The sequence below is a fragment of the Streptomyces sp. CRN 30 genome (genome assembly GCF_034105845.1).
Genome location: NZ_JAVRHI010000419.1, coordinates 1 through 22849, shown reverse-complemented (window position 1 = coordinate 22849; position 22849 = coordinate 1). Strand labels below are relative to the sequence as shown.

General features: G+C 72.5%; 19 protein-coding genes and 1 pseudogene. 12 read left to right on the top strand and 8 right to left on the bottom strand.

Annotated features, from left to right (window positions below; all coding sequences use genetic code 11):
- The first annotated feature begins 105 nt into the window (after nucleotides 1-105).
- The 4 genes and pseudogenes from UW392_RS46285 to UW392_RS46270 form a co-directional block, all read left to right on the top strand.
- Nucleotides 106-1617: an ABC transporter permease gene (locus UW392_RS46285; RefSeq protein ID WP_320781356.1), complete on the top strand. Its 1512-nt coding sequence runs from the start codon at nucleotides 106-108 to the stop codon at nucleotides 1615-1617.
- 31 nt (nucleotides 1618-1648) lie between these two features.
- Nucleotides 1649-2356 (top strand): ABC transporter ATP-binding protein, encoded by a 708-nt coding sequence (locus UW392_RS46280; protein WP_320781355.1) that lies wholly within the window; start codon nucleotides 1649-1651, stop codon nucleotides 2354-2356.
- Between the two features lie 214 nt (nucleotides 2357-2570).
- Entirely contained in the window at nucleotides 2571-5933 is a 3363-nt protein-coding gene (locus tag UW392_RS46275) for a S8 family peptidase (RefSeq protein WP_320781354.1), read from the top strand.
- Between the two features lie 81 nt (nucleotides 5934-6014).
- Nucleotides 6015-6329 (top strand): annotated as a pseudogene (locus UW392_RS46270) (putative quinol monooxygenase); the annotation flags it as partial.
- A 31-nt stretch (nucleotides 6330-6360) separates the two neighbouring features.
- Here the strand turns inward: UW392_RS46270 and UW392_RS46265 are convergent.
- Entirely contained in the window at nucleotides 6361-7281 is a 921-nt protein-coding gene (locus UW392_RS46265; RefSeq protein ID WP_320781353.1) for a helix-turn-helix transcriptional regulator, read from the bottom strand.
- Between the two features lie 173 nt (nucleotides 7282-7454).
- Here UW392_RS46265 and UW392_RS46260 point away from each other — a divergent pair, with 173 nt between their 5' ends.
- The 3 genes from UW392_RS46260 to msrA all read left to right on the top strand — a co-directional run bounded on the left by UW392_RS46260 (nucleotide 7455) and on the right by msrA (nucleotide 9734).
- Nucleotides 7455-8495, top strand: a complete 1041-nt coding sequence (locus UW392_RS46260; RefSeq protein WP_320781352.1) for an NAD(P)-dependent alcohol dehydrogenase — start codon at nucleotides 7455-7457, stop codon at nucleotides 8493-8495.
- 215 nt (nucleotides 8496-8710) lie between these two features.
- Nucleotides 8711-9094 carry a VOC family protein gene (locus UW392_RS46255; protein WP_320781351.1) on the top strand — a complete coding sequence of 128 codons (384 nt, stop codon included), beginning with the start codon at nucleotides 8711-8713 and terminating at the stop codon, nucleotides 9092-9094.
- Nucleotides 9095-9221: 127 nt separating this feature from the next.
- On the top strand, nucleotides 9222-9734 hold the full coding sequence (msrA, locus tag UW392_RS46250; protein WP_320781350.1) for a peptide-methionine (S)-S-oxide reductase MsrA: 513 nt from the start codon (nucleotides 9222-9224) through the stop codon (nucleotides 9732-9734).
- A 53-nt stretch (nucleotides 9735-9787) separates the two neighbouring features.
- On the opposite strand, the gene UW392_RS46245 is transcribed toward msrA, so the two are convergent.
- A complete protein-coding gene (locus tag UW392_RS46245) occupies nucleotides 9788-10906 on the bottom strand; it encodes a hypothetical protein (RefSeq protein WP_320781349.1) in 1119 nt (372 codons plus the stop codon).
- Between the two features lie 148 nt (nucleotides 10907-11054).
- On the opposite strand from UW392_RS46245, the gene UW392_RS46240 reads away from it, so the two are divergent.
- Entirely contained in the window at nucleotides 11055-12209 is a 1155-nt protein-coding gene (locus UW392_RS46240) for a cystathionine gamma-synthase (RefSeq protein WP_320781348.1), read from the top strand.
- 39 nt (nucleotides 12210-12248) lie between these two features.
- On the opposite strand, the gene UW392_RS46235 is transcribed toward UW392_RS46240, so the two are convergent.
- The 3 genes from UW392_RS46235 to UW392_RS46225 all read right to left on the bottom strand — a co-directional run bounded on the left by UW392_RS46235 (nucleotide 12249) and on the right by UW392_RS46225 (nucleotide 13649).
- Nucleotides 12249-12497, bottom strand: a complete 249-nt coding sequence (locus tag UW392_RS46235; protein ID WP_320781347.1) for a hypothetical protein — start codon at nucleotides 12495-12497, stop codon at nucleotides 12249-12251.
- Complete coding sequence (locus UW392_RS46230; protein WP_320781346.1) at nucleotides 12494-13000, bottom strand: RNA polymerase subunit sigma-70; 507 nt, start codon at nucleotides 12998-13000, stop codon at nucleotides 12494-12496. Before UW392_RS46230 ends, UW392_RS46235 begins: the two co-directional genes overlap by 4 nt.
- A 127-nt stretch (nucleotides 13001-13127) precedes the next feature.
- Nucleotides 13128-13649, bottom strand: a complete 522-nt coding sequence (locus UW392_RS46225) for a MarR family winged helix-turn-helix transcriptional regulator (protein ID WP_320781345.1) — start codon at nucleotides 13647-13649, stop codon at nucleotides 13128-13130.
- A gap of 144 nt (nucleotides 13650-13793) precedes the next feature.
- On the opposite strand from UW392_RS46225, the gene ilvA reads away from it, so the two are divergent.
- Nucleotides 13794-15023 (top strand): threonine ammonia-lyase, encoded by a 1230-nt coding sequence (gene ilvA / locus UW392_RS46220; protein ID WP_320781344.1) that lies wholly within the window; start codon nucleotides 13794-13796, stop codon nucleotides 15021-15023.
- A gap of 85 nt (nucleotides 15024-15108) precedes the next feature.
- Here ilvA and greA read toward each other — a convergent pair whose 3' ends face one another.
- The gene (gene greA / locus UW392_RS46215; protein WP_320781343.1) at nucleotides 15109-15606 is read right to left on the bottom strand and encodes a transcription elongation factor GreA; all 498 of its coding nucleotides are present in this window, start codon (nucleotides 15604-15606) and stop codon (nucleotides 15109-15111) included.
- A gap of 192 nt (nucleotides 15607-15798) precedes the next feature.
- Entirely contained in the window at nucleotides 15799-16197 is a 399-nt protein-coding gene (locus UW392_RS46210; RefSeq protein ID WP_320781342.1) for a DUF4307 domain-containing protein, read from the bottom strand.
- 193 nt (nucleotides 16198-16390) lie between these two features.
- Here UW392_RS46210 and mca point away from each other — a divergent pair, with 193 nt between their 5' ends.
- Nucleotides 16391-17251, top strand: a complete 861-nt coding sequence (gene mca / locus UW392_RS46205) for a mycothiol conjugate amidase Mca (protein ID WP_320781358.1) — start codon at nucleotides 16391-16393, stop codon at nucleotides 17249-17251.
- Nucleotides 17244-17519, top strand: a complete 276-nt coding sequence (locus UW392_RS46200; RefSeq protein ID WP_320781341.1) for a hypothetical protein — start codon at nucleotides 17244-17246, stop codon at nucleotides 17517-17519. Before mca ends, UW392_RS46200 begins: the two co-directional genes overlap by 8 nt.
- 95 nt (nucleotides 17520-17614) lie before the next feature.
- Here UW392_RS46200 and UW392_RS46195 read toward each other — a convergent pair whose 3' ends face one another.
- The gene (locus tag UW392_RS46195) at nucleotides 17615-20827 is read right to left on the bottom strand and encodes a tetratricopeptide repeat protein (RefSeq protein ID WP_320781340.1); all 3213 of its coding nucleotides are present in this window, start codon (nucleotides 20825-20827) and stop codon (nucleotides 17615-17617) included.
- A 236-nt stretch (nucleotides 20828-21063) separates the two neighbouring features.
- Between UW392_RS46195 and UW392_RS46190 the strand changes: the two genes are divergently transcribed.
- The coding region (locus UW392_RS46190) for a thioredoxin domain-containing protein (protein ID WP_320781357.1) at nucleotides 21064-22849 on the top strand (1786 nt) is incomplete at its 3' end.

The window sequence follows — 22849 nt, the reverse complement described above, 5'->3', positions numbered from 1 at the left end:
GCCGCCCGTGACGGGCGGCGCCACCGTCGTGTCCGGGGCGGGGTTCTCATGATCCTCTTATCCCGGGCTTATGCCTTCATCACGCGGCGTCCCTACCTTGCCGCCATGTTCTTCACCTACCTGAGGCGCGAACTGCGCCGCCGCAGAAAGGCGGCCCTGGTCGTCGCCTCCGGGCTCGCGCTGGGCATCGCCCTGGTCATCGTGGTCGGTTCCGTGTCCGCGGGCATGGAGAAGGCCCAGGGCAAGGTCCTCGCATCGCTGTACGGACTCGGCACCGACATGACCGTCACGAAGGCGGCCGACCCCGAGTCCGGTGCGGGCGAGGGGGCGGGCGGCGGGCAGCGGCCCCGCTTCGAGTTCGACGCCCAGGACGGCGACTCCGGCGAGGAGCAGAGCAGCGACCGGGTGATGGTCCAGGGCTTCCAGACGCTGTCGGCCGGCACGGTGACCGAGGTCGGCGGGCAGGACGGCGTCGCGGACGCGGTCGGCGGGCTCAGCCTCCAGGTGGTCAAGGTGAGCGGCCAGTTCAGGCCCGGCCAGTTCCAGCAGGACCAGCAGGGCGGGAGCGGCGGCGGTCAGGGCGGTCCCGGCGGTGGCCAGGGCGGTACCGGGCAGTCCGAGGGCCGGGTCGAGGGCGGCGGCGCCGACTTCGAGGTCGACAACTACTCCTTGTACGGCACCGACGTCACCGAACCCGCCCTGGGCCCGCTGACCTCCTCGGAGATCACCGACGGCCGTACCTTCAAGACCTCGGAGACCGACGCGGAGGTCGTCGTCGCCGACGCGTCCTACGCGGCGGAGAAGGAGCTCTCCGTCGGCGACGAAGTCACCGTCAAGGACACGGAGTTCGAGGTCATCGGCATCGCCACGCCCGACAGCGGGGACGCGGCGGCCGACCTCTACCTGCCGCTGAAGCAGGCGCAGACCCTCAGCGACTCGGCGGGCGAGGTCACCACGATCTACGTCAAGGCGGCGGACTCGCAGCGCATCGAGTCGGTCAAGTCGGCCATCCAGAAGAACATCGCGGGCACGACCGTCACCACCTCCGCCGATCTCGCGGACACCGTCTCCGGCTCCCTGTCCACCGCCTCCGGGCTCGCCGCGAACGTCGGCAGGTGGCTGTCGATCGCCGTGCTGGTGGCCGCGTTCCTGGTCGCGGGCCTGCTCACCTCCTCGGCCGTCTCCCGCCGGGTACGGGAGTTCGGCACCCTCAAGGCGCTGGGCTGGACGTCCGGCCGGGTGACCCGGCAGGTCGTCGGCGAGGCGGTCGTGAACGGGCTGGTCGGCGGTGTCCTCGGCATCGCGCTCGGCCTCCTGGGCGCGTACGCCGTCACCGCGGTCAGCCCCACCCTGGAGGCCGAGCTGGGCGCCTCCGCCGGCGGTGCGGTGGGCGCGGGCGGCGGCCCCATGGGCGGTGGCCCCGGCGGCATGGGCGGCGGCATGCGGCAGCAGGCGGCGGCCGAGACGCTGAAGGTCGCGCTCACCGCGCCCGTCAGTCTCTCCACCATCGCCCTCGCGGTCGGGCTCGCCGTCACCGGCGGTCTCGTCGCGGGCGCCTTCGGCGGCTGGCGCGCCTCACGCCTGCGCCCCGCCGACGCCCTGCGCCGCGTCGAGTAGCCGATCCCCTCACCACCTCCAGGAGTTGACCATGTACGTACTCAGCGGCGTCACCAAGAGCTACACGCGGGGCAAGGAGACCGTCCGCGCACTGGACGGCGTCGACCTCACCATCGCGGACGGGGACCGCCTCGTCATCCAGGGCCCGACCGGCGGCGGCAAGTCCACCCTCCTCCAGATGCTGGGCGGCCTCGACCGGCCGACCGAGGGCAGCGTGCGGCTCGACGGCACGAATCTCGCCGCGCTGTCCGAGGCGAAGCTCACCCAGGTGCGCAGCGAGAAGCTCGGCTTCGTCTTCCAGAGCTTCAACCTGATCCCGACGCTCACCGCCCAGGAGAACGTGGAGACCGCCCTCGTACCCCTCGGTGTGAAGACCGGCGAGCGGCGCGAACGGGCCGCCGAGGCGCTGGGGTCCGTCGGGCTGGGCGAGCGGCTGGGCCACCTGCCGTCGGAGCTGTCCGGCGGTCAGCAGCAGCGCGTCGCGATCGCCCGCGCCCTGGTCAAGCGGCCGAAGGTGCTGCTGGCCGACGAACCCACCGGCAACCTCGACGAGTCGACGCGCGACGAGATCATGGAGGTGCTGGAGGACCTGTGGGAGGAGCACGGCCTCACCTTCGTCATGGTCACCCACGACTCGTCGATCGCCAGGAAGGCCCCGCGCCTGGTCACCATCAGGAAGGGCCGGATCACGGTGAAGGAGAACGCGGCGAACACGGCGAAGGAGAACGCGGACGCGTGATCCCGCGTGAACAGGACAATCTCGCACGTTTGAGGAACCAAACGGTCAACTCTTCACACAGACAACACTGTTGAGCACGTGTTCACCCCCCGGCATACTGCCTATTCCGGGGGGTGTGCGCATACGTGCGCGCTGACGTATGCGGGGGCTCCCTCCGGCCGGACGAACACGACTGCCCGTCCGGACCACAGCTCCAGGGGGAGACTTGCGAGACGTGCGAGAACAAGTGAAAAGAGCAGGCGCGGCCACGATCGCCACAGCGGCCGCCGTAGCGCTGACAGCGGGCCTGACCAGCCCGGCGTCGGCCACACCCCGGCTCACGGGCGGCGCCGGCGCGACCGGCACCGCCACGGCCCCGGCCACCACGGCCGCCGCCGGGCACCGCATCACCCTGATCACCGGCGACCGTGTCGTCGTCGACGCGAAGGGGCGCGTCCTCGGCCTCGAGCCGGCCGAAGGACGGGAGCACATACCCGTCCAGGTGCGCCGGGCAGGTGGCCACACCCTCGTGGTGCCCGCCGACGCGGCCCGGCTGATGGCCGAGGGCAAACTCGACCAGCGGTTGTTCGACATCACGGTCCTGAACAGGTCCGCGAACCGCAAGGCCCAGCGGGCGGGCCTCAAGGTGATCGTCGGCTACCAGGGGACCGCCTCCGGCGCCCGCGCCGACGTCCGCGACGCGGGCGACACCCAGGTCCGCCGGACCCTGAAGGCGCTGAACGCGGACGCGGTCCAGACACCGAAGGACGACGCGCACGACCTGTGGAAGGCGGTGACCGACGGCGACGGCACCGCCGCCTCCGGCATCGCGGCCGTCTGGCTCGACGGCGTCCGCAAGGTGAACCTCGACAAGTCCGTGCCGCAGATCGGTGCGCCGAAGGCGTGGGCGTCGGGCTACGACGGCAAGGGCGTCACCATCGCCGTCCTGGACACCGGTGTGGACGCCACCCACAAGGACCTCAAGGGCCGGATCGCCGGGGCCAGGAACTTCACCACGGCGGCCGGCACCAACGACGCCTACGGCCACGGCACGCACGTCGCCTCCATCGCGGTGGGCACGGGCGCCGCGTCGGGCGGCAGGTACAAGGGCGTCGCCCCGGGCGCGAAGGTGCTCAACGGCAAGGTCCTCGACGACTCCGGCTACGGCGACGACTCCGGCATCCTCGCCGGCATGGAATGGGCCGCGGCGCAGGGCGCCGAGGTGGTGAACCTCAGCCTGGGCGGCGGCGACACCGCCGAGATCGATCCGCTGGAGGCCCAGATCAACAAGCTCTCCGCGGAGAAGGGCATCCTCTTCGCGGTCGCCGCGGGCAACGAGGGCGCCGGCGAGCAGACCGTCGGCTCCCCGGGCTCGGCGGCCGCCGCGCTCACGGTCGGCGCCGTGGACGGCGCCGACCGGCTGGCGGACTTCTCCAGCCGCGGCCCCGGTCTGGACGGCCAGGTCAAGCCCGACGTCACCGCGCCGGGCGTGGACATCACCGCGGCCTCCGCCCCTGGCAGCGTGATCGCGAAGGAGGTCGGCGAGAGCCCGGCCGGCTACGTGACCATCTCCGGCACGTCGATGGCGACCCCGCACGTGGCGGGCGCCGCGGCGATCCTCAAGCAGCGGCACCCGGAATGGACGTACGCCGAGCTCAAGGGCGCCCTCACCGCCTCCGCCAAGGGCGGCGGATACTCCGCGTTCCAGCAGGGGGCCGGACGGGTCCAGGTGGACAAGGCGCTCACGCAGACGGTGATCGCGGAACCGGTGTCGGTGAGCTTCGGCACCCAGCAGTGGCCGCACACCGACGACACCCCGCAGACCGAGGCGGTGACGTACCGGAACCTCGGCGAGGAGGACGTCACCCTGAAGCTGGCGGCCACGGGAACCGGCCCCAAGGGCCAGGTGGCTCCGGCGGGCTTCTTCACGCTCGGCGCGGACACGGTCACGGTCCCCGCGGGCGGCACCGCCTCCGTCGGCCTGACGGTGAACACCAAGCTGGGCGGCAGCCTCAACGGCGCGTACTCCGCGTACGTGACCGCCACCGGCGGTGGCCAGAGCGTGCGCACCGCGGTCGGCGTGCAGCGCGAGGCGGAGGCGTACGACGTCACCCTCAAGGTGATCGGCCGGAACGGCAGGCCGACCGCCGGCTACGACGTCGAGCTGACCGCCGTCTCCGGCACCGCCGCGGGCAGGTGGTACAACCCGTACGACGCCGACGGCACCGTCACGGTGCGCGTGCCCAAGGGCGGCTACAACCTCAACTCGGGCATCTACGCCGATCCCGAGGACCTCGGCAAGGGCGTCGACTGGCTGGCCCAGCCGAAGCTCTCCGTGACCAGGAACACCACGGTCACGCTGGACGCCCGCAAGGCGAAGCCGGTCAGGGTCACGGTGCCCGACGCGAAGGCCAGGGCGGAACGCGTGTCGGTCGACTACAGCCTGGACGTGCCCACGGGCACCTTCGGCTTCAGCTGGACCTTGCGTTCGTTCGAGCAGCTCCGCACCGCCCACCTCGGTCCGCAGGTCACCGGCGCCGACGGCCGCCTGACACAGCAGTGGGCAGGTCACTGGACCAAGGGCGGCGCCACCGAGTACAACACCGTCACGGGCGGCCCGGTCAAGCAGCTGGCCACCGGCTACACCAAGCACTGGAAACAGAACCAGCTGTCGACGGTGAAGGTGAACATGGGCGCCTCCAGCACCGGCAAGAAGGGCTCGGTCACGGCCTACGGCTACCTGCCCGGCGGCGGCGGAGGAGGCATCCCGCCCGTCATCGAGCAGAAGCTGCCCGGCACCCGCACGCTGTACCTGTCCGCCACCGGCGGGGTGAAGTGGGACCTGGCCTTCGACCAGATCGGTGGCCGTGACAAGGAGGGCTGGCCGGTCATCGACGCCTCCTACGCCCTGGGCGCCGAGCAGACCTTCAAGGCGGGGAAGACCTACACGCACACCTTCAACGTCGGTGTGTTCGGTCCCCGCGTCGGCGGTGCCTACGGGGTGCGCCGCGACGGCAACGAGATCTACGGCAACCTGCCGCTGTTCGCCGACGGCAAGGGGCACGCCGGAGGGTCGCTCTACTCCTCGGTGACGTCGACGTTGTACCGCAACGGCAAGAAGGTCATCACGACCAAGGACCCGCTGGACGGCTCCGGCCAGTTCAAGGTCCCGGCCGCCCAGGCCACGTACCAGCTCAAGACGTCCGTCAAGCGGTCCGCGAAGGTGGCCGCGGCCTCCACGCGGATCGACACGAGCTGGACGTTCACGTCGAAGAAGACCGCCTCCGACACCGCGCTGCCGGTCTCGACGGCCCGTTTCGGCCCGTCGCTCGACCTCGGCAGCCGCGCGGCGGCCGGGAAGAAGGTCACCGTCCCGGTCACCGTCCAGGGCGCGGCCGCGGGCAGGAACCTGAAGTCGCTGGCGGTGTACGTGTCCTACGACGCCGGCAAGAAGTGGACCAAGGTCACCGTCACCAAGGGCAAGGTCAGCTACAAGAACCCGGCCAAGGGCAAGGGCATCGCGCTCCGGGCCGCGATCGCCGACAAGAAGGGCAACAAGTCGTCGGTCACGATCTACAACGCGTACCACGGCAAGTGAGCCACGGGCACACGTGCCGTTGACCGGCCCGCCGGAGGGGGCGATCTCCCCTCCGGCGGGCCGTTCGTGTTCGATGGACCCATGACCGTACGCACCGTGGAGTACATCCGCTACCGGATCCCCGAGGAGCGGTCGGCCGAGTTCCTGGCCGCCTGGACCAAGGCCGCGACCCTGCTGGCGGCGGCGCCTGCCTGCGTCGACTACGAGCTGGCCCGCTGCGAGGAGGACTTCGAGCACTTCGTCCTGCGCATCACCTGGACGTCCACCGAGGACCATCTGGAGGGGTTCCGCGCGTCGGAGGAGTCCGGCGACTACCTCGCCCTGATCCAGCCGTACGCCGGGAACATCCAGGAGATGCGGCACTACAAGCCGACGGTGGTACGGGGAGCGGGCGCCGGGGCGCGCGCAGGTTCCGAGGGCTGAGCCCTCAGACCTCCTCGGCCTCCGGCCTCAGGCGGTTCGCGTCCGTGCCCCAGCTCGCCAGCAGGCGCAGCGCCTCCGCGGAGGGCGTGCCGGGCTCCGCGTGGTACGTGATCAGCATCTGCTCCGGGTCGCCCGGCAGCTGGAACGACTCGAAGGCCAGCGTCAGCTCGCCCACCAGCGGGTGGCGCAGCGCCTTCACCCCGTGGCACTTCTCCTTGACGTCGTGCCGGGCCCACAGCTGCCGGAACTCCGAGCTCTTCACCGACAGCTCGCCCACCAGCGCCGACAGCTGCGGGTCGTCCGGGTGCCGGCCCGCGTCCATCCGCAGCATGCCGACGATGTCGGTGGCCTTGGACTCCCAGTCGGCGAACAGCCGGCGGTAGTCGGGCCGCAGGAACACCAGCCGCGCCCAGTTCCGCTCCTGCGCGGGCAGCTCGCCCCAGTCGCCGAACAGCGCGGCGGCCATCCGGTTCCAGGCCAGGACCTGGGTGCGCCGCCCGGTGACGTACGCGGGCGTGGCCTCGAAGGTGTCGATCAGCTGCCGCAGGGACGGCCGCACCTGCTGCGCCCGCCACGCGTGCCTCCGCCGCTGCGGCCGGGGCTTCGCCAGGTGCATCAGGTGCGCGTGCTCGGCGTCGGTCAGGCGCAGCGCGCGGGCGATGGCGCCGAGCACCTCGGCGGAGACATTGCGCCCGTTGCCCTGTTCGAGCCGGGTGTAGTACGCGACGGAGACCCCGGCCAGCTGTGCCAGCTCCTCGCGCCGCAGCCCCGGCACCCTGCGGTGCCGCCCGAACTCCGGCAGCCCCACGTCCTCCGGCTTCAGCCGGGCCCGGCGGCTGCGCAGGAACTCGCTGAGCTCCGCGCGCCGGTCGAGCGCCCGGCCGACCTCGTCGGCGGGCACCGGGGTGGGAGTCTGCTCGTCCATCTCTCCAGTATCCCCGGTCCTACGCACACCATCCTGACCCCGCCAGTAGTAGGACCACTGGGCGTACGCGCAACGGTGACCTGGGCGGATGTCCGGGGCAGAGGCAGAGTTGCAGGAGCGCCGGACGGGACGTCCGGCCGGCGCGCGACTTCCCGCTAGGAGTGACACACCGCATGACCACAGTCGCTGCGTACGCCGCACCCGCCGCCAAGGCACCCCTGGAGCGCACCACCATCGAGCGCCGTGCGGTCGGCGAGCACGACGTCCTGATCGAGATCAAGTTCGCGGGCATCTGCCACTCGGACATCCACATGGCCACCGCGGGCTGGGGCGAGGCCATCTTCCCGATGGTGCCGGGCCACGAGATCGCCGGTGTCGTCACCGAGGTCGGCTCCGGTGTCACCAAGTTCCAGGTCGGCGACCAGGCGGGCGTCGGCTGCATGGTCGACTCCTGCCGCGAGTGCGAGTACTGCAAGGCCGGCGAGGAGCAGTACTGCGTCAAGGGCAACATCGGCACGTACGGCGCCGTCGGCCGCGACGGTGAGGTCACCTACGGCGGCTACTCCACGCACGTCGTCGTCGACCAGGACTTCGTCGTCCGCATCCCCGAGGGACTCTCCCTCGACGTCGCCGCGCCGCTGCTGTGCGCCGGCATCACCACGTACTCCCCGCTGAAGCACTGGAACGCCGGCCCCGGCAAGAAGGTCGCCGTCCTCGGCATGGGCGGCCTCGGCCACATGGGCGTCAAGATCGCCCACGCGCTCGGCGCCGAGGTGACGGTGCTCTCGCAGTCGCTGCGCAAGAAGGACGACGGCCTGAAGCTGGGCGCCGACCACTACTACGCCACCAGCGACCCGGAGACCTTCGAGAAGCTGCGCGGCTCCTTCGACATCATCCTGTCGACGGTGTCGGCGCCGCTGGACTTCGCGGCCTACCTGTCCCTGCTGAAGACGGACGGCGCGCTGGTCAACGTGGGCGCTCCCGAGGAGCCCGTCTCGCTCAACCTCTTCGCGCTGCTCGCCGGCCGCAAGACCCTCGCCGGGTCCATGATCGGCGGCATCCGGGAGACCCAGGAGATGCTGGACTTCTGCGCGGAGCACGGGATCGGTGCCGAGATCGAGCTGATCGCCGCGTCCGAGATCAACACCGCCTACGAGCGGGTGCTGAAGAGCGACGTGCGGTACCGCTTCGTGATCGACACGGCGACGATCTGAGTCCTTACGACGCGACGGCGGGGCCGGGACCGATGCAGACGGTCCCGGCCCCGCCGTCGTGCGTCCCGGCCCGCCCGTCTGAGCGGAGGGCTCCGTTCCGGGACCTGGGTCCGAAGGCGGAGGCGGCACGGCCGAAGGGCCGATGGTGCGGGTGCGCAACGCTGCCTAGCGTGGGCCGTGTCCCGCTGTCGTGCGCAGGAAGGTCCGGGTCCGACATGACCATCGAGCTGAACCACGCGATCGTCCACTCCCATGACAAGAAGGCCTCGGCGCGGTTCCTCGCCGACATCCTGGGGCTGGAGGTGAGCCCGCAGTTCGGGCCCTTCGTCCCGGTGCAGATCCCCAACGGGGTGACCCTCGACTACGCGGACACCACCGGGCCCGTCACCGCCCAGCACTACGCCTTCCTGGTCTCGGAGGAGGACTTCGACGAGATATTCGGGCGCATCGAGGCGGCGGGACTGACCTACTGGGCCGACCCGTACCACCGCCGCGAGGGAGAGATCAACACGAACGACGGCGGCCGCGGCGCCTACTTCGAGGACCCGAACGGCCACAACCTGGAGATCCTGACCCGGCCGTACGGCAGCGGCTCCTGAACGCCGGGCGCCGGGCGGGCGCGGAATGGTCCGGGGTCCTCGCGCGTTGAGGGGGACGGGCCGAAGGCCGGCGCTGTCCGCGCCGAGCGGCCCGAACGATCCAGGTGACGAATTTTGGAGGGCCGTGATGGCTGCGCAGACGCAGAGGGCCGTACTCGCGGGCGGATGCTTCTGGGGGATGGAGGAGCTGATCCGCAAGCTCCCGGGCGTCACGGCGACCCGGGTCGGGTACACCGGCGGAGACGTGGAGAACGCGACGTACCGCGACCACGGCACGCACGCCGAGGCCATCGAGATCCTCTACGACCCCGAGGCGACCGACTACCGCACGCTGCTGGAGTTCTTCTTCCAGATCCACGACCCGAGCACGAAGAACCGCCAGGGCAACGACATCGGCCTCAGCTACCGCTCGGCGATCTACTACGTGGACGACGAGCAGAAGCGGATCGCCGAGGACACCATCGCGGACGTGGACGCCTCCGGACTGTGGCCGGGCAAGGTCGTCACCGAGGTGGAGCCGGTCGGCCCCTTCTGGCAGGCCGAGCCCGAGCACCAGGACTACCTGCAGCGCTACCCGGACGGCTACACCTGCCACTTCCCGCGCCCGGGATGGCGGCTGCCCGCCCGCGCCGAGGGCTGACCCGAGAGCCCGTGTCGCGTCCCCGGCCCGGCCGGGGACGCGACACGGGCTTCCTAGCGCTGCAGCGTCGCCGGGCTCCCGCCGTTCGCCTCGTACCCGGCGACCGCGAGCGCCCGGTATATCGCGTAGTCCGTGGCGGGGTCGGGGTTGAGCGTCCACGGCAGGGCGCCCACATGACCGTCGACGTGAACCAGCTGGCCCATCGCCTCCGCCCAGCGCTCGCCGCGGACCAGGAAGAACACCAGCAGGTGGCGGACGTGGGCCAGCATCGGGTCGTCGGGACGGGCCGCGTGCACCGCGAAGAGCGCGCCGTGCACCGCCCTGGTCACGACCTCGCTCTGGTAGAAGCCGGTGACCAGGTTGACCTCGGGCAGGTGCTCGAACACCGCGAAGAGGGGCATGGCCGCGAGGAGGGACCCCTGCGGCGCGCGGGCGGCGGCCGCCTCCGCGAACGCGTACGCCTGCTCCCGCGAGCCGTGCCACTTCTCGCACCAGTAGTGCAGCGCGGCCAGGTGCGCGCCCATGTGCGCGGGGGCGCGGTCCAGGATCTTCAGCCAGAGCTGCTCGAACTCCTGCTGCGAGTAGCCCAGTCCACGCGCCACCGACAGCTCGATGATGTACGGGACGGGGTCACCCGGCGCCAGCAGCGCGGCGTCGCCCAGGGCCGCCCGCGCCTCCTCCATGATGATCCGGAACTCGTCCGTGCCCGGCGTCGCCGTCCGCCACGCCTGCTGCACCAGGAACTCCGCGTGCACCGCGGCGCCGCCCGCGTCCTTCGGCGCCTCGGACCGCCAGACGCGCAACCACTGGCCGCCGGGTGTGTCGCTCACCCCGCCGGGGCGCTGCTGCAGCTCCAGCGAAGCGGCACCGGCGAAGGCCTGCACCCGCTGCCAGCGGCGCTCGCCCGCCGCCTCGGTGCCCTGGAGCAGCTGCGCGGCCGCGCGGTGGTCCTGCGTGCGCTGCACCAGGTCCAGGACGTCGAGGAGGTCCTGGTCGGGGCCGGGCATGCGGATGTCCAGCTCCTCCTGCCGCAGGAAGCCGTAGTTCGCCGGGTCCGCGGCGTCCGGGTGGCCGGACGTCACCTGCTGGATCCCGGCGCTCCGGCGCCGCACGAGCGGCAGGACGACGAAGCTGAGCATCACCAGCGCGATCAGGACCCAGATAATCTCCATGTCCCCAGCGAACCAGAAGGCTGTGACAATTGGCCAACCCGTCCGGGTCACGACTCGGCGCCCGGCCGCTCCGGACCCCGCATCCCGTGCCGGACGCGGCCCGTTCCCGTCCTCCGGCGGACCGTCCGGCGCACTACGCTCGGTGCCCATGAGCGACAGGCACATCAGTCAGCACTTCGAGACCCTCGCGATCCACGCGGGCAACACCGCGGATCCCCTCACCGGCGCGGTCGTCCCGCCGATCTACCAGGTCTCGACCTACAAGCAGGACGGCGTCGGCGGTCTGCGCGGCGGCTACGAGTACAGCCGGAGCGCCAACCCCACCAGGACCGCGCTGGAGGAGAACCTCGCCGCCCTGGAGGGCGGCCGCCGCGGCCTCGCGTTCGCGTCCGGACTGGCCGCCGAGGACTGCCTGTTGCGTACGCTGCTGCGCCCCGGCGACCACGTGGTCATCCCCAACGACGCGTACGGCGGCACGTTCCGCCTCTTCGCCAAGGTCGTCTCGCAGTGGGGCGTGGAGTGGTCGGTCGCCGACTCGGGCGACCCCACGGCCGTGCGCGCCGCCCTCACCCCGAAGACCAAGGTCGTCTGGGTGGAGACGCCCTCCAACCCGCTCCTCGGCATCACCGACATCGCCGCCGTCGCCGCGGTCGCCCGCGAGGCCGGCGCCAAGCTGGTCGTCGACAACACCTTCGCCACGCCCTACCTGCAGCAGCCCCTCGCCCTCGGCGCGGACGTCGTCGTGCACTCGCTCACCAAGTACATGGGCGGCCACTCGGACGTCGTCGGCGGCGCCCTCGTCGTGAGCGACGAGGAGCTGGGCGAGGAGCTCGCGTTCCACCAGAACGCGATGGGCGCGGTCGCCGGCCCCTTCGACTCCTGGCTGGTGCTGCGCGGTACCAAGACCCTCGCCGTGCGCATGGACCGGCACAGCGAGAACGCCACGAAGGTCGCCGACATGCTCACCCGCCACCCGCGCGTGACGAGCGTCCTCTACCCGGGCCTCCCCGAGCACCCGGGACACGACACCGCGGTCAAGCAGATGAAGGCGTTCGGCGGCATGGTCTCCTTCCGGGTGGAGGGCGGCGAGGCGGCGGCCGTCGAGGTCTGCAACCGGGCCAGGGTGTTCACCCTCGGCGAGTCCCTGGGCGGCGTCGAGTCCCTGATCGAGCACCCGGGCCGGATGACGCACGCGTCCGCGGCCGGCTCGGCGCTCGAGGTGCCCGCCGACCTCGTGCGCCTCTCGGTGGGCATCGAGAACGTCGACGACCTGATCGGGGACCTCCGGCAGGCCCTCGGCTAGTCACCGCTCACGCACCGGCCGGCCTTCGTCGGCCGGTGCTCACCAGCCGGTCAGCGGCGGGGTCGTGTCCGACGGCGGCTCCACCCAGGGGCGCGCCGTCGACGCCCACACGAGGAACGCGACGGCCGCCGCCACCAGCACCAGCCACACCAGGCGGCGGGCCGCGGTCCGCCGTCGCAGCATGCGCCCGCCGCGCCGCAGCACGTCCCCGTACAGCTCGGGCGGTACGGGCGGCGGCGTCCGCTCCAGGACGCGCCGTACGGCGGCCTCCCGCTCGCGCACGCTCATGACGGCGCCGTCCCCGGCCGTACCGCCGCGGGCGCCGGGCCGCGCGGCGGATGGAGCAGGTCGGCCGTGGCCCGCGCGCGGACCGTCCGTACGCGCTCCACGGGCAGCCCGAGCAGCGCGGCCGTCTGCTCGTCGGCGACCCCCTCGAACAGCCCCAGGACGACGATCAGCCGCTGCTGCGGGGCGAGCGCCGCGAGTGCGCCGCGCGGAGCGGAACGGTGCCGGCCGTACCGGTGGCCGCGGCGGTGCCACGCCCCGCGCGCGAAGCGCAGGGCCACCTGCCGGCGCGTGCGGTCGTACGGGTCCTCGCCGCGCAGCCGGTCCCAGGAGGCGTACGTGTGGGCGAGGGCGAGCGTCAGCAGGCGCCGCGCGCCCGGGTTGTCGTCCGGCCCTTCCGCGGTGAGCAGGGTGGCGGCGTGCAGGAGCCGCCCGGCCGCGCCCGCGACGAACGCCTCGAACTCGCGGGCCCGGCGAGCCTCCTCGGACGCCTGCCGTGCGCGCACCGCGCCTCCCGTCCGGGGCCCCGGCGGTTGACGGCCCCCGGTCTCATATCAGGCCAGGACCCGCCGTACGGTCAAGAGCCGCGCACCACACGAGTGGGGGACATTCCCGGGAGCCCCCCAGACGCCCTCAGGAGGCCGACTCGGGTTCCGCCGCCGACGCCCCGGGGACGGTCATCCGGGCGGACAGCGCGCCGTTGAAGCGGGTCAGCAGCGAGCAGAACGCCTCCCGCTCCCCGGGCTCCCAGTCCCGCGTCAGCTCCGCCATCAGCGTGCGCCGCGAGGACCGCACCTCGTCCAGCCGGGACAGCCCGCGCGGGGAGAGCTGGAGCACCACCGCGCGCCCGTCCTCCGGGTGGGAGGTGCGCTTGACGAGTCCGGTGTCGACGAGCGGGGCCACCTGCCGGGTCACCGTGGAGGAGTCGATGCCCATGCTGGCGGCGAGCGCCTTGACGCCCATCGGACCCTCTTTGTCCAGGCGGTTGAGCAGCAGGTACGCGGCGCGGTCCATGGAGTTGCGCACCTGCCCGACGCCGCCGAGCCGGGTCTGTTCGGCACGGCGCGCGAACACCGCGACCTCGTGCTGCAGCGCGTCCAGGAGACCGGTGTCACCGACGGTCGTCATGTCCATCGACATTTCAGGTGTGGGCATGGCCGGGGGCTCACTTCATGCGTGGGGCTTGGGTTGGGGGACAGAGTACGCGGCGGACAGCCGAGCCGTACCGGCGCTGCGCAAACCGGTCGCGGCCCGTGGTACGGCCCCGGCGGCACGCTGTGAACTGCGAGACTGGTGGTCATGAGCTACAGCAACGCTGACTCCTTGCACCGCGTGACGGTCGACGACGTCCGCGGCGCCCGGAAGATGCTCTCCGGTATCGCGCGGGTCACCGCCATGGAGGGCAGCAGGCACCTGTCGCAGCTGGTCGGCGCGCCGGTGCACCTCAAGTGCGAGAACCTCCAGCGGACCGGCTCGTTCAAACTGCGCGGCGCGTACGTGCGGATCGCGGGGCTGCTGCCCGAGGAGCGCGCCGCCGGGGTCGTCGCCGCGAGCGCGGGCAACCACGCGCAGGGCGTCGCCCTGGCCTCCTCGCTGCTCGGCGTGCACGCCACGGTCTTCATGCCGAAGGGCGCCCCGCTGCCCAAGATCAGCGCGACCCGCGAGTACGGCGCCGAGGTGCGCCTGCACGGCACGGTCGTCGACGAGACGCTGGCCGCCGCCCAGGCGTACGCGGCCGAGACGGGCGCGGTGTTCATCCACCCCTTCGACCACCACGACGTCATCGCCGGTCAGGGCACGGTGGGCCTGGAGATCCTGGAGCAGTGCCCCGAGGTGCGCACCATCGTCGTGGGCGTCGGCGGCGGCGGACTGGCCGCGGGCATCGCCGTCGCCGTGAAGACGCTGCGCCCGGACGTACGGGTGGTCGGGGTGCAGGCGGAGGGCGCGGCCGCCTACCCGCCGTCGCTGGCGGCCGGGCGCCCGGTGTCCATCGGGCACGTGGCGACGATGGCGGACGGCATCAAGGTCGGCCGGCCGGGCGACGTGCCGTTCGGGATCGTCGACGAACTGGTGGACGAGGTGCGCACGGTCCCGGAGGGCGCGCTCTCCGCCGCGCTGCTGCTCTGCCTGGAGCGGGCCAAACTGGTGGTCGAACCGGCCGGGGCGAGCCCGGTCGCGGCCCTGCTGGACGCACCGGACGCGTTCGAGGGCCCGGTGGTCGCGGTGCTGTCCGGCGGCAACGTCGACCCGGTGCTCATGGAGCGCGTGCTGCGCCACGGCATGGCGGCACAGGGCCGCTACCTGGCCGTCCGGCTGCGCCTGACGGACCGGCCGGGCGCCCTCGCCACCCTGCTCGGGGTGCTGTCGGCGGCCGACGCCAACGTCCTCGACGTGAGCCACGTACGGACCGACTCCCGGCTCGGGATCACGGAGGCCGAGGTGGAACTGCGCCTGGAGACGAAGGGCCCCGAACACTGCGCCGAACTCGGACGCGCGCTGCGCGAGGCCGGCTACACGGTCATGGACTGACACCCCGCGGACATGACGGTGCCCCGGCGCCTGGCGGGCGCCCGGGGCATCGTCGGGTTCTGTCGTCGGCGGCGCGAGGGGCCGCTCAGCCCTGGTAGGGCTTGGCCTCCAGGACCTTCACCGAGGCCGTCTTGCCGTTGGGCAGCTCGTACCGGGCGTCCTCGCCGACCTTCTTGCCGATCACGCCCTTGCCGAGCGGGGACTGCGGCGAGTACGTCTCGATGTCGGAGCTCGCGTACTCGCGGGAGGCGAGCAGGAAGGTCAGCGTGTCGTCCTCGTCACCGTCGAAGGCGATGGTCACGACCATGCCGGGCGCCACGGCGCCGTCGGCGGCCGGGGCCTCACCGACTTTCGCGGTCTCCAGGAGCTGGGTGAGCTGGCGCACGCGGAGTTCCTGCTTGCCCTGCTCCTCCTTGGCCGCGTGGTACCCGCCGTTCTCGCGCAGGTCCCCCTCCTCGCGCGCGGCGGCGATCTTGGCGGCGATCTCCGTGCGCGCAGGACCAGTAAGGTACTCAAGCTCGTCCTTGAGCTTGTTGTACGCCTCCTGAGTCAGCCAGGTGACGTTCTCGCTGGTCTGGGTCACAGGTGCTCCTCGTAGGTACTTGGAATACAAAGCATCGCCCTACCCAGAAGGATGTTCCTTCACGAGTGGGCGAAACCACGAGCCTAACAATTCAGTGGCCGAAGGGGGAGGACATAAGCGACGAGATCTACGTCGACACAGGTCAGCAGGGAGAAACGGTGAGTCGCGGGGGATGACGCGGGGTGATTCCGGTCAGTCGGCGTGGCAGCCCATCAGCTCGGCCGTGGTGCCGGGGGCCGTGGTGCGGAGCGTGACGGTCCGGTCGAAGCGGGTGGCGTCCCCCTCGAAGCGGAAGTCGGCGCGGCCGACCTCGCCGCCGTCCGCGCCCTGGGAGCGCAGGGTGCAGTAGCCGCTCACGCCGGCGTCCTTGTGGACCTCCAGCCGCGCCTCGATCGCGGTGTCCCCGATGTCGAAGGTGATCACCTCGGCGCTGATCCTGCTGCCGCCCACGTGGTGGATGCCCAGCCAGGCGACCAGGACGAGCAGACCGGCGCTCAGCACGGCGCCCACGATCTTCAGGGTGCGGTCCGAGCGCTCGCCGGCGGAGCGGCCGTACCGGCCCTCGGGCAGCCGCGTGCTGGCCGTACTCATGATCGTCCTCCCGGATGGGTTCCGGCGGATGTCCCGAAAAACACTCCGGGAGCCCTCCCGGAAATTTTCCACCCGCCGATTCGGTCACTATAGAAGCCGCCCGACACCCCGGTGCACACCGGGCCGAGTGACCGAGTTCCGGCCGGGCGCCTACTTACCTGAGGATGGAGTCTTGACAGACCAGCTGCGACTGATGGCCGTGCACGCGCACCCCGACGACGAGTCGAGCAAGGGCGCGGCCACCATGGCGAAGTACGTGTCCGAGGGGGTGGACGTGCTGGTCGTGACCTGCACGGGCGGGGAACGCGGATCCATCCTCAATCCGAAGCTGCAGGGTGACAAGTACATCGAGGAGCACATCCACGAAGTACGCAAGAAGGAGATGGACGAGGCCCGCGAGATCCTCGGGATCAAGCAGGAGTGGCTCGGTTTCGTCGACTCCGGGCTGCCCGAGGGCGACCCGCTGCCGCCGCTCCCCGAGGGCTGCTTCGCCCTGGAGGACGAGGACCGGGCGGCGGGGGAGCTGGTGAAGCAGATCCGCTCGTTCCGCCCGCAGGTGATCACCACCTACGACGAGAACGGCGGCTACCCGCACCCCGACCACATCATGACCCACAGAATCAGCATGATCGCCTTCGAGGGCGCTGCGGACACCGACAAGTACCCGGAGGCGGAGTACGGCCCGGGGTACCAGCCGAAGAAGCTGTACTACAACCAGGGCTTCAACCGTCCGCGCACCGAGGCGCTGCACCAGGCCCTGGAGGACCGCGGGCTGGAGTCGCCGTACGGGGACTGGCTCAAGCGCTGGGACGAGTCGGGCCACAAGGACCGCACCCTGACCACGCACGTGCCCTGCGCCGAGTTCTACGAGATCCGGGACAAGGCGTTGATCGCGCACGCCACGCAGATCGACCCCGACGGCGGCTGGTTCCGGGTGCCGCTGGAGCTGCAGAAGGAGGTCTGGCCGACGGAGGAGTACGAACTGGCGAAGTCGCTCGTCGACACCTCCCTCCCCGAGGACGACCTCTTCGCGGGCATCCGCGACAATGCCTGATATGAGCGCAAGCGCAAGCCTGGCAATGACGCACCTCCTCCCCCTCGCGGCGGAGGTCGACGAGGACAAGGTGACCCCCGGCGTCCTCGGCTTCATCGTGTTCGCGGTGATGGCCCTGGCCGTGTGGGGGCTGATGAAGTCCCTCAACCGGCACATGGGCCGGGTGGACTTCAAGGAGACCGATGACGAGGCGTCCGCCCCGTCCGCCTCCTCGTCCACCCCGTCCGCCCCGGGGAACGGCGGGAAGGCCTCGCCCGCGAAGGGCTGAGCGTCGCGCCGGCCGTCGACGGGCCGGCGGGCCGACAGGCTGACGGCACGGTCCCGCGGCACCTCCGGGCGCCGCGGGACCGTGCCGTACCCGGGTCAGGACGCCGCCGGCACCGGTACCCCCATCACCTCCCGCGCGTGGCGGTCCGGCACCATGCCGAGGGACCAGGCACGCCAGCCGGCCTCCAGGTCGACCCCCCGCTCCAGGAGCAGCTGGTACGCCTCCACGTACTCGTCCAGCTTGCCGTCGCGCAGGGAGTGACCGGCGCGCGCCAGCTGGGCCAGCTCCTCCTGGGCGACCGCCGTGCCGATCTCGACGCCGCCCGGGGCCGCGTACGGCAGCAGCGTGCAGCGCAGGAAACGGGCCCAGTCCTCACCGCGGCGGTCGCCGTAGGACAGGAACAGGGCCACCGCCTCGTCGCACAGGGCGAGGGCCTGCGCCGTGCGGGCGTTGCCCGCGTCCACCACCGCCAGCTCCAGGCAGGTCCAGGCCTCGCCGTGGGCGACGCCGATGCGCTGGAAGTCCGCCCGGGCGTCGACCAGGAGCTGCCGGGCGAACCCCGAGTTGCGCAGGGAGCCCGTCTGCACCGCGCGCTGGTCGCGGGTGACCCGCGCCGAGTGGTGCCGGGCACAGGCCAGCCCGTACACGTCCCGCATCCGCGAGAACATGGTGCGGGACCGCTCCAGCTCGCGGACCGCCCGGTCCAGGTCGCCCGTCTCCTCCAGCGCCTGGCCCAGGTAGTACGCCGTCCACGCGTCCCCGCGCGCGTCCTCGTTCTCCTGGTGGCGGGCGGCGGCCCGGCGCAGGGCGTCCACCGCGGCGGACGCGTCCCCGGCGACCAGCCGGGCCCGCGCCAGCTGGGTCAGGGCCCAGGCCTCGCCGCGGGCGTCCCGGGTCCGGCCGTACAGGTCCAACGCCTGCCGCAGCTGCGTCTCCGCCTCCGGCACGTCCCCCATCCGCAGGCACAGCTGGCCGAGCTGGTAGTGCGCCCAGGCCTCGCCGTGCACCGACTCGCCCTCGCGGTGCAGCGCCAGGGACCGGGTGAGCAGGTCGTACGCCTCCGCCAGCCGGGCCCGGTCACGCTCCACCGCCGCCAGCGCGTGCATCGTCCAGGCCCGGTCCACGGAGAGCTCGTCCCGCTGCTGCAGATCCAGGGACTCCCGCAGCCGGGCCGCCGCCTCGGTCAGGTTGCCCTGGTGGTGCAGGGTGATGCCGAGCGAGGTGAGGGCCCGGGCGGCGCCCGCGTCGTGGTGCGCCTCCATGTACAGGTCGACCACCGAGGTCAGCGTCGTGCGCGCCTTGTCCAGCTCGCCCAGCTGGCGGGCCGCGATACCGGTGCGCCACTGCACCGAGCGCAGCAGCAGCCCCTGGTCGACGGCCCGGGCCAGCTCGCTGATCTCACCGAGGCGGTAGAGGTCGCCGCGCAGCAGGCAGTAGTCGCACAGGGCGCCCAGCAGGTTGAGCACGGCCCCCTGGTCGACGCCCTCGGTGTGCCGCAGGGTGGCCGTGATGAAGCTCGACTCGTCGTCCAGCCAGCGCAGCGCCTCGTCCAGCGAGGTGAAGCCGTGCGGGCCGAACCGGTCCGAGCGGGTGGACATCTTGCCGTCGACCAGGCGCAGCACCGAGTCGGCGAGCTCCGCGTAGTTGACGATCAGGCGTTCCTGGGCCGCCGTGCGCTCGGCCGGCTCCTCCTCGTCCAGCAGCCGGGCCTGGGCGAAGACGCGCACCAGGTCGTGCAGCCGGTACCGGTCGCCGCGGACGTGGTCGATCAGCCCGGCCCGGGCCAGCGCGGTCAGCTGCCGCTTCGCCTCGGGTTCGTCCGTGGCGAGCAGGGAGGCCGCCGCGGCGGCGCCCAGGGACGCCCGGCCCGCCAGCGCGAGGCGCCGCAGCAGCCGCCGCGCGGGCTCCGACTGGTCGGTGTAGCGCAGCCACAGCGTGCGCTCGACGGGCTCGACCGGACCGTAAGCGCCCAGGTCCGCGGCGAGCCGGCGGGGTGTGCGCGGGCCCAGCGCGGAACCCGCGACGCGCAGTGCGAGCGGGAGACCGCCGCACAGTTCCCGGATGCGCCCGGCGGACTCCGCGTCGTAGGGGTCCGGCTTCTCCTGCGCGGTCGCTGTCAGCAGTTCCTCGGCGCCCGCCTCGTCCAGGGCCGTGACGGGCAGATGGTGCACCCAGGCGGAGACGTCGGCGGGCAGCGGGAGGGCACTCCGGGCGGTGACGAGGACGAGGCTGTCGGAGCGCTCGGGCACCAGGGTGCGGACCTGTTCCGCGTTCGAGGCGTCGTCCAGGACGATCGTCACCGGCAGACCGGTCAGATGCTGGTGGTACAGCTCGGCGAGCCGCTTGACCTGCTGGTCCGGGGAGGTGCGGTCCCGGAACAGCAGCTGCTCACGGGGCGCGCCGAGCCGGTTCAGCAGGTGCAGCAGGGCGTCCCGGGTGGACAGTGGCGGCTCCTCCGGGCTGTCGCCGCGCAGGTCCACCACGCACGCCGCGCGGAACTGGTCCTTCAGGTCGTGCGCCGCGCGCACCGCCAGCGTCGTACGGCCGGAGCCGGACGCGCCGTGCAGCACGACGACGGTCGGGCGGGTCTCGGTGCTGGCGCGGGCGGCGTGCACCCACTGCCGGATCCGGGCCAGCTCCGCCCGCCGGCCCGCGAACGGGTCGTGCGCCTCGGGGAGCTGCTGGAAGGACTGCTCCAGCACACTGCGCCGACGGGCCGCCGCGCTCTTGTCCGTGCCCCGCAGCTGCGGCGCCCGCTTCTTCGCGCCCGCGCCCACGCCGGTGCTCGCGGTCAGCACGCGCTGCTGGTCCAGGAACGGGCGGATGCCGCGCACCTCCAGCGCGGTCAGCCACTGCAGCCGCAGCTGCTCGGGCCCGCCGGGCTGGCCGAGCGCGCCCGCCCGGTGGTGCGCGGCCGGCAGGTGGGCGGCGGTCACCTTCACCACGGTGGCCGCGGCGGCGACGACACCCACGGTGGCCCCGGCGGCCAGCGCGGTGCCCGTGCCGGTGCCCAGGGCCAGGTCGGCCACGGCCGCGGCGACCGCGGCGACGGCCGCGACCAGCAGGGGAGTGCCCGCGCCCTCCTTGGCGTAGCGCTGCCCGAAGGAGAGCCGGCCCTCCTCGGACTCGTCCAGGGCACGGGTGTACGCCTCGTACTCCTCCCCGGCCGCCCGGGCCATGGCGTCGAGGCCGGCCCGGGCGCGTGCCAGCAGGACGGCACCGTCGGTGCGCCCGCCCGAGCGGCGCACCTCCTCCTCCACGGCTCTGGTCAACAGCCGCTCGGCCTCCGCCCGGTGGCTGTCCCGCATGTCATGTCCCCCTCCGACGACAACGGCCCTTCGCCGTACCAGTGTCCTGCGGACGGGGCGCTGACGCGAGAGAGCCGTGCGCCCCCAAGTGCCGTACACAGGTGCCGGTTTCGGGAGGGTCGCGTGAAGGCGGTGGATCCGCCCCGGACCGGCTAGCGGTGCACGGCGGTGAATGCCCCGGGCGGACCACCCCGTGCTACCTGGCCGGATCCGGGTACTGCGGCAGGATGGACACCATGCCGAACCGACTGGCCCATGAGACCTCGCCCTACCTCCTCCAGCACGCCGAGAACCCCGTGGACTGGTGGCCCTGGTCGCCTGAGGCCTTCGAGGAGGCGCGCAGGCGGGACGTGCCCGTGCTGCTCAGCGTCGGGTACAGCTCCTGTCACTGGTGCCACGTCATGGCGCACGAGTCGTTCGAGGACGCGGAGACCGCCGCGTACCTGAACGCGCACTTCGTCAGCGTGAAGGTCGACCGGGAGGAGCGGCCCGACGTCGACGCCGTGTACATGGAGGCGGTGCAGGCGGCCACCGGGCACGGCGGCTGGCCGATGACCGTGTTCCTCACCGCCGACGCCGAGCCCTTCTACTTCGGCACCTACTTCCCGCCCGAGCCCCGGCACGGCATGGCGTCCTTCCGGCAGGTCCTGCAAGGCGTACGGGCCGCCTGGACCGACCGGCGCGAGGAGGTCGCCGAGGTCGCCGGGAAGATCGTCCAGGACCTGGCCGGGCGCGAGCTGAAGTACGGGGGCGTGGACGTCCCCGGTGAGCAGGAGCTCGCGCAGGCACTGCTCGGCCTCACCCGGGAGTACGACGCCGCGCACGGCGGCTTCGGCGGGGCGCCCAAGTTCCCGCCGTCCATGGTCGTCGAGTTCCTGCTGCGGCACCACGCCCGCACCGGCGCCGAGGGCGCCCTGCAGATGGCGCGGGACACCTGCGAGCGCATGGCCCGCGGCGGCATCTACGACCAGCTCGGCGGCGGGTTCGCGCGGTACTCGGTGGACCGGGAGTGGGTCGTGCCCCATTTTGAGAAAATGCTCTACGATAATGCGCTTTTGTGCCGTGTGTACGCCCACCTGTGGCGCTCCACCGGCTCGGAACTCGCCCGCCGCGTCGCCCTGGAGACCGCCGACTTCCTGGTGCGCGAGCTGCGGACCGCGGAGGGCGGGTTCGCGTCCGCGCTGGACGCCGACAGCGACGACGGGAGCGGGAAGCACGTCGAGGGGGCCTACTACGTGTGGACGCCCGGGCAGCTCGCCGAGGTGCTAGGGGAGGACGACGCCCGACTCGCCGCCCAGTACTTCGGGGTGACCGAGGAGGGCACCTTCGAGCACGGGCAGTCGGTCCTGCAACTCCCGCAGCAGGAAGGCGTCCACGACGCCGGGCGGATCGAGTCGATCCGGCGCCGGCTCCTCGACGCGCGCTCCCGGCGGCCCGCCCCCGGCCGCGACGACAAGGTGGTCGCCGCCTGGAACGGGCTCGCGGTCGCCGCCCTCGCCGAGACCGGCGCCTACTTCGAGCGGGACGACCTCGTGGAGGCCGCCCTCACCGCCGCCGACCTCCTCGTCCGGCTGCACCTGGACGAGCACGGGCGGCTCACCCGCACCAGCAGGGACGGCCACGCCGGCGCCAACGCGGGCGTCCTGGAGGACTACGCCGACGTCGCCGAGGGCTTCCTCGCGCTCGCCTCCGTGACCGGCGAGGGTGTCTGGCTGGAGTTCGCCGGGCTCCTCCTCGGCCAGGTGCTCGACCGGTTCGCCGACCCGGAGTCAGGCTCCCTGTACGACACGGCCGCCGACGCCGAGCGGCTCATCCGCCGCCCCCAGGACCCGACCGACAACGCCACCCCGTCCGGCTGGTCCGCCGCCGCGGGCGCCCTGCTCGGCTACGCCGCCCACACCGGTTCCGCGCGCCACCGCACCGCCGCCGAACGGGCGCTCGGCGTCGTCAAGGCGCTCGGACCGCGCGCGCCGCGCTTCACCGGCTGGGGGCTCGCCACGGCCGAGGCGCTGCTCGACGGGC

What these genes read in the sequence shown, in the direction of transcription:
- ilvA (WP_320781344.1), top strand. Translation starts at nt 13,794, where the DNA reads ATGAGCTACAGCAACGCTGACTCCTTGCACCGCGTGACGGTCGACGAC.
- UW392_RS46280 (WP_320781355.1), top strand. Translation starts at nt 1,649, where the DNA reads ATGTACGTACTCAGCGGCGTCACCAAGAGCTACACGCGGGGCAAGGAG.
- UW392_RS46285 (WP_320781356.1), top strand. Translation starts at nt 106, where the DNA reads ATGTTCTTCACCTACCTGAGGCGCGAACTGCGCCGCCGCAGAAAGGCG.
- UW392_RS46255 (WP_320781351.1), top strand. Translation starts at nt 8,711, where the DNA reads ATGACCATCGAGCTGAACCACGCGATCGTCCACTCCCATGACAAGAAG.
- UW392_RS46225 (WP_320781345.1), bottom strand. Translation starts at nt 13,649, where the DNA reads ATGCCCACACCTGAAATGTCGATGGACATGACGACCGTCGGTGACACC.
- UW392_RS46210 (WP_320781342.1), bottom strand. Translation starts at nt 16,197, where the DNA reads ATGAGTACGGCCAGCACGCGGCTGCCCGAGGGCCGGTACGGCCGCTCC.
- UW392_RS46195 (WP_320781340.1), bottom strand. Translation starts at nt 20,827, where the DNA reads ATGCGGGACAGCCACCGGGCGGAGGCCGAGCGGCTGTTGACCAGAGCC.
- UW392_RS46265 (WP_320781353.1), bottom strand. Translation starts at nt 7,281, where the DNA reads ATGGACGAGCAGACTCCCACCCCGGTGCCCGCCGACGAGGTCGGCCGG.
- UW392_RS46260 (WP_320781352.1), top strand. Translation starts at nt 7,455, where the DNA reads ATGACCACAGTCGCTGCGTACGCCGCACCCGCCGCCAAGGCACCCCTG.
- UW392_RS46200 (WP_320781341.1), top strand. Translation starts at nt 17,244, where the DNA reads ATGCCTGATATGAGCGCAAGCGCAAGCCTGGCAATGACGCACCTCCTC.
- UW392_RS46240 (WP_320781348.1), top strand. Translation starts at nt 11,055, where the DNA reads ATGAGCGACAGGCACATCAGTCAGCACTTCGAGACCCTCGCGATCCAC.
- mca (WP_320781358.1), top strand. Translation starts at nt 16,391, where the DNA reads ATGGCCGTGCACGCGCACCCCGACGACGAGTCGAGCAAGGGCGCGGCC.
- UW392_RS46235 (WP_320781347.1), bottom strand. Translation starts at nt 12,497, where the DNA reads ATGAGCGTGCGCGAGCGGGAGGCCGCCGTACGGCGCGTCCTGGAGCGG.
- UW392_RS46245 (WP_320781349.1), bottom strand. Translation starts at nt 10,906, where the DNA reads ATGGAGATTATCTGGGTCCTGATCGCGCTGGTGATGCTCAGCTTCGTC.
- msrA (WP_320781350.1), top strand. Translation starts at nt 9,222, where the DNA reads ATGGCTGCGCAGACGCAGAGGGCCGTACTCGCGGGCGGATGCTTCTGG.